The organism is Marisediminitalea sp., from assembly GCF_984433645.1.
In genome coordinates this window covers 1-4,578 of the sequence record NZ_CFIDRX010000250.1, presented here as the reverse complement: position 1 = coordinate 4,578, position 4,578 = coordinate 1, and the positions used below count along the sequence as shown (strand labels likewise).

The window sequence follows — 4,578 nt, the reverse complement described above, 5'->3', positions numbered from 1 at the left end:
ACCATTTTTAAACCATACCCCGCTAAAAAGGGCGCGAAATAATAACAGAAAAGATTCACTGAAGGTAGTTCGATTTTGAATTATTTTTGACTAATTCAAGAAAAAAGCAGGCTAACACAGCAAATGTGCTGTGTTTCAAGGTTCAGACTACTTGTTAAGCCTCAGACAGGCCGGAATTTCACTGTTCCAAGCAGTATGGGGGCAGATGTGTAAACATCAATACGAGCGCGTATATTATCGTTTTTATATGCTCTTGGACAACAAAAATCGCCGGGCTAGCCCGGCGATTTATTTTACAGGTCATTTTTAAGGTGTTTAGTCAGTCGCGACTAGTCTACGACTACGATTTCATATCCTGAGGCGTTGTCAGACGGTTCTACAGTAATAATATAGTTTGTATCTTCATTGAATCCGGTCAGTGGCAAGCGATACAATAAGTATTGCTCGTCATTGTTGTCTTCGTGCACAGCAATGATTTCATAGTAGTCCGCAGGCACAACATCAGTGTCGGTTTCAGTGAACTCTACGTTCTGGACACTGTATTCTGCCGTGTCGATAGTTTCATCGTGTCGCACCAGGTAAAAGTCCACATCGTCGTAGTCTTCCACCAGGTTTACAAAGTTGATGGTCTTGTCGTAGGCCTGCGACAACGAGCTCTCTACAAAACTCAGTGACGCTAGTGCCCCCGCTTTTTCGTAAATCACAATCGCTTTACTCTCACTTTGATTGAGAGTGATCAGCTTGTTGTTGAATGCAGTCAGGCTGGTATCGCCAATAGACGCTGAAATACGGTAATCACCATAATTGATTTCGGTAAAGTCACTTACTTCACCCGCAGCCAACGTTAACGTAATGGCCTCTCCTTCGTCGTCGCCAGTAAAGGTAACAGTAATAGGTGAATCACTGTCCAGGCTGTTGTAAATACGGTATTGAGACAACGCATCAACATCGGTTACTTCAGACACAGTAGAGGAGTTTAGTAATACATCCATTGCCATACCATTTTGAATAGCGCCTGAGATATCACGCATTAGCAGTACATATTCAGTGTTGTAGGCAAAGTTAATCGTGGGCGTTTCAAATACAACGTCGGTCTCGCCAGGGTTAGTCAGATAAATGGTATATTCATCTTCGTTGAAGTCTTCACTGTCTGAATCGCCATCCCAGTAGGTGTATTCTGTCAGTTCACCCGCCTCGATAGTCCCTAAGTAGTTAGCGGCTTCAAACGGGTCGCCTGCATCACTCATATACAAGTCAAAGGACTGTGTTTCGTCGAGTAACACTGACGTCGCCATCAGACGGAAGTGTTCGTCCAACGTTTCACGCTTAAACTGGTACGACTCAAACGTAGGGGATTCGAAGTCACCGCGCATAATGACAACCGTTTTGTACGATTTCTTTAACTGTACGGTAAGTTCGTCAATCACCACTTCCTGATCATCTGAATCAAGACGGTAAAATTCTAACTCTAACTCACCTGAGTCCAGTGCAAGTAGCGAGCTACTGTCACCAAACTGTGCGGCGCCGAGATCATCGCCATCTAACTCGCGAAAATAAACGGTAGCCCCATTTGGTGAGCCATTGTAGAAGTGTAAATAAGCGTAGGTGTAATCACTGTTGCCACTGCTGCCTGAACCACCGCACGCGGTGAGAACACTCACTAAAAATAGCGCACTGGCAGCGCGAAACAGGGTCTTGATTAACGGGAAGTGCATAAATGTAAATGTCCTTGCAAAAAACGGAATTAACGCATCGGCGCGTATGGTACACGTGTAAAGACGCTACAGGAGCAAGGTGGTTCGCCTCTTTACACAACCTTTGCAATCACTGACATTAACAACACATTGGTAACCTTGAGACACAAAAAAGGCGGCACAAGGGCCGCCAAACTATTGGAAAACGTTCCGTTAAAATACCAGACGCGTACCTACTGTGAAGTTTCTACCCGGCAGTGGGGCCTGGTCTTTGATAAATGACGTGTGAACCCGTGCTTCTTCATCCAGCAGGTTGTTCGCGCGTGCATACACAGACCATTCGTAATTGCCTGGAATGATGTATTCCACAGAGGCGTCCAGCATGGTGTAGCTGTCTGTGGTGGTTTCATAAGACGCTACTTTGTCTTGTTCGTCATACCAGGTAATCGAGACATCAGCACTCAGGCTTTCATCCTGATAACTCAGAGTTGAGCCAAGGCGCAGCGGAGGAATTCGTGGTAAGTCCTCACTATCAATTTTAGCTCTTATGTAATCGCCGAATAAGCTGACTCGTAGCGAGTTGGTAACATCAATAAAGCCTTCTGCTTCCAAGCCGTATAGCTTGGCGTCAGCCTGACGGAAGTAATAGACCGGCAAACCTTCCTCTTCGTGCTCAGCTTCCTCTTCCACGCCCTCTTCTTCATGCTCTTCGTGTTCGCTTAACGCAATCAACCCGGTGGCGCTTTGATAAATATAGTCACTGGCATCGTTATAGAAGAATGAGAACGTGTATCCGCCCATCCCGGAAAACTTACGGAAGGTCACATCCAGATTGGTGCTAACCTCTTCTTTTACCGACTGAAGCGTATCACTCACTTCGCCTTCTTCGTCCATGTCAAACACAAGGCCAACTTCAAATGTTTGTGTAGCCAAATGCTGACCAGCAGAGAACAGCTCTTGCTGACTTGGCGCACGTTCGTTACGTGACAGGGTGACGGCTAACGAGTAGCCCGGTGTATATTCCCAGTTCACACCGGCAGACAACGAGCTGCTTACAAAGCGGTATTCATCGAAAGAAAAGGTATGTCCGTGCTCTTCTTCATGCTCGCCTTCGTGTTCTTCATCATGTTCGTCATGATCCAACTCTTCGGCTTCCAGTTCAAAGTCCATGTCCTGTGCAGTGTATTCCGTGGTTTCAATTCGACCACCAAATTCGAAGGTCGCAGAACCGACTTTCTTCTGCTCAATCAGGAAGATTGCCGCACTCTGGGTTTCGGTGGGAGGCGTGAACGCTTCTTCCCCGTCAGCGGTGTAGTCACTGTTGTGATACTGAACACCAATCACACCATGCCAGTCGGCGATGTCTTTATGGTGTGCAGTTAAACGCATATCACTGCCTTTGTTAGTGAAACGCGTGCCTACTTCGTCACCTTCCAACTCAACGTGCTCGTAATCTGTATAAGATGCAGCAAACTTAACCGTACTCAACCCGGCCATAGGTGAATACCATTCACCCGCCGCCTGATATCGGGTCATGTCGACATCCAGACGAGTCCCCTCTTCTTCGTGTTCCTCTTCCTCATGGCCTTCTTCTTCACCTTCTTCATGCTCTTCGTCATGATGGTGATGATGCCCTGGCACGCCATACAGGTTATCCAGCTTTTCTACTGCAAAACCAAAATATCCTTCGTCGTCTATCAGTGATAAACCCGCCGTAATATTGGTTGTATCCATCTGGCTGTTTTCAAGAATACCGCGCTCTTCATCTTCATCCGGTTCTGCCGAGGCGAAACCCGGAATGTCGGCATTTCCCGTCTTACGGCTGTATCCGTCTACGTGGAAGGCAAAATTGTTCTGCCCACCGTTTAGGTTAAAGCGGCCATATTTGCCGTCGTTCACGGTTGCGTAGTTTGCTTCTACCTCACCTTCTAACTCAGCAGGTACTTCAGTAGGAATGCGTTGATCAACGACGTTAACAACACCGCCAATGGCGCCACTGCCATATTGCAGCGTGGCCGGGCCGCGCAAAATTTCAACTTGTGTAGCACTACTGCTGTTGGCTGCGACGTTATGGTCCGGACCAATGCGAGATACATCAGATACATCAAGGCTGTTTTGAACGATCTTAACTCGTGGGCCGTCATTACCACGAATGACCGGGCTGCTTGATACCGGTCCAAAATAGGTACTGTGAACACCTGGGGTTTTCTTTAAAGTTTCACCCAGTGTCTCTGCCTGTATTTTACGAAGCTGATCCTGACCAATCACCGATACCGGCGTTACCGATTCGAGTACTGAAGACCCCAGGACACTGGCAGTGACCACAATGTTTTCAACTGACACTGGCGTAAGCGTAAAGTCGATAACCTGGTCAGTACTCACATTGCCGAGGTCATTATCACCGTGCACGTACTCTGATGAATACACATGCAAATGAATATGCTCAATTTTCACGTTATCAAACTGGTATTGGCCCTGTTCGTTCGTGAAGGTCACCTGCTTAGATCCTTCGATACGGACCTCTGCACCCTTTACGGGTTGGCCTTGCTGATTATTCACTGTGCCTTTTACAACCGTTGCCATGGCGGCTGGTGAACCGAGTGCTGCCATTACGGCTAAACCGATAAGTGTTTTGTTCTTCATTGACTGCTCTGTGCTAAATACTGGAATACATTCGCCTCGACTGAGACGTTATAATATAACATTACCCAATTTTGACACAGATCGTCAACTGTCATTCACCGGCAATTGTTTACGGGTTATCGCTCTGATGCGGCAAATCATGCCAAAACAGCCTGTTCAGCAATCCAATAATGCCGCTAAGAACGCACTATTCAGCAGGAAATAAAAAAAGAAAAAGAAAGAGAAACGAAAGAAATGGTGC

General features: G+C 46.8%; 2 protein-coding genes. Both read right to left on the bottom strand.

Translation table 11 applies throughout. The features are described 5' to 3' along the window. Positions 1 to 329: 329 nt before the first annotated feature. Positions 330 to 1,715, bottom strand: coding sequence for a DUF4397 domain-containing protein (locus AC4MRN_RS19665; protein ID WP_490403623.1), 1,386 nt, complete (start codon positions 1,713 to 1,715; stop codon positions 330 to 332). 192 nt (positions 1,716 to 1,907) lie between these two features. Continuing rightward, positions 1,908 to 4,337, bottom strand: a complete 2,430-nt coding sequence (locus AC4MRN_RS19660) for a TonB-dependent receptor (RefSeq protein ID WP_491204267.1) — start codon at positions 4,335 to 4,337, stop codon at positions 1,908 to 1,910. Between the last annotated feature and the right edge of the window lie 241 nt (positions 4,338 to 4,578).

Excerpts from the sequence above, each read along its gene's own strand:
- AC4MRN_RS19665 (WP_490403623.1), bottom strand. The coding sequence starts at position 1,715 with ATGCACTTCCCGTTAATCAAGACCCTGTTTCGCGCTGCCAGTGCGCTA.
- AC4MRN_RS19660 (WP_491204267.1), bottom strand. The coding sequence starts at position 4,337 with ATGAAGAACAAAACACTTATCGGTTTAGCCGTAATGGCAGCACTCGGT.